The following is a 1,601-nucleotide window of genomic DNA, read 5'->3' on the forward strand; positions in this document are numbered from 1 at the left end:
TTAGCCAGGTTTTGAATTCTTTTTTGGAGAGTTTGATCCTGGCTCAGGACGAACGCTGGCGGCGTGCTTAACACATGCAAGTCGAACGATGAAGCCCTTCGGGGTGGATTAGTGGCGAACGGGTGAGTAACACGTGGGCAACCTGCCCTCCACTCTGGGATAACTCCGGGAAACCGGGGCTAATACTGGATATGACTTCTGGTCGCATGACCGGTGGTGGAAAGTTTTTCGGTGGAGGATGGGCCCGCGGCCTATCAGCTTGTTGGTGGGGTGATGGCCTACCAAGGCGGTGACGGGTAGCCGGCCTGAGAGGGCGACCGGCCACACTGGGACTGAGACACGGCCCAGACTCCTGCGGGAGGCAGCAGTGGGGAATATTGCACAATGGGCGAAAGCCTGATGCAGCGACGCCGCGTGAGGGATGACGGCCTTCGGGTTGTAAACCTCTTTCAGCAGGGACCAAGCGTGAGTGAGTGTACCTGCAGAAGAAGCACCGGCTAACTACGTGCCAGCAGCCGCGGTAATACGTAGGGTGCGAGCGTTGTCCGGATTTATTGGGCGTAAAGGGCTCGTAGGCGGCCTGTCGCGTCGGAAGTGAAAGCCCACTGCTTAACGGTGGGTCTGCTTCCGGTACGGGCAGGCTGGAGTATGGCAGGGGAGACTGGAATTCCTGGTGTAGCGGTGGAATGCGCAGATATCAGGAGGAACACCGGTGGCGAAGGCGGGTCTCTGGGCCATTACTGACGCTGAGGAGCGAAAGCGTGGGGAGCGAACAGGATTAGATACCCTGGTAGTCCACGCCGTAAACGTTGGGCGCTAGGTGTGGGGACTGTTTCCACGGTCTCCGTGCCGGAGCTAACGCATTAAGCGCCCCGCCTGGGGAGTACGGCCGCAAGGCTAAAACTCAAAGGAATTGACGGGGGCCCGCACAAGCGGCGGAGCATGCGGCTTAATTCGATGCAACGCGAAGAACCTTACCAGGGCTTGACATGCACGGTGCAGCCGTAGAGATACGGTGTCCTTTGGGGTCGTGCACAGGTGGTGCATGGTTGTCGTCAGCTCGTGTCGTGAGATGTTGGGTTAAGTCCCGCAACGAGCGCAACCCTCGTCCTGTATTGCCAGCAGCATCTTCGGATGGCTGGGGACTTGCGGGAGACTGCCGGGGTCAACTCGGAGGAAGGTGGGGATGACGTCAAATCATCATGCCCCTTATGTCCTGGGCTGCACGCATGCTACAATGGCCGGTACAGAGGGCTGCGATACCGTGAGGTGGAGCGAATCCCGTAAAGCCGGTCTCAGTTCGGATCGGGGTCTGCAACTCGACCCCGTGAAGTCGGAGTCGCTAGTAATCGCAGATCAGCAACGCTGCGGTGAATACGTTCCCGGGCCTTGTACACACCGCCCGTCACGTCACGAAAGTCGGTAACACCCGAAGCCCATGGCCCAACCCGTAAGGGAGGGAGTGGTCGAAGGTGGGACTGGCGATTGGGACGAAGTCGTAACAAGGTAGCCGTACCGGAAGGTGCGGCTGGATCACCTCCTTTCTAAGGAGCATCTCGCCTGGGCCGCCCTGTAGTGGGGCCGGCCGGGCCAGAGCCGCT

The 1,601-nt window shown here is 59.7% G+C and carries 1 rRNA gene; it reads left to right on the forward strand.

What is annotated here, in order from left to right:
- Nucleotides 1-20: 20 nt before the first annotated feature.
- Nucleotides 21-1,544 (forward strand): 16S ribosomal RNA (locus tag KDK95_RS34570).
- The last annotated feature ends 57 nt before the right edge of the window (nucleotides 1,545-1,601 follow it).

It is taken from the genome of Actinospica acidithermotolerans (assembly GCF_018139625.1).
GTDB classification, from domain to species: Bacteria; Actinomycetota; Actinomycetes; order Streptomycetales; family Catenulisporaceae; genus Actinospica; species Actinospica acidithermotolerans.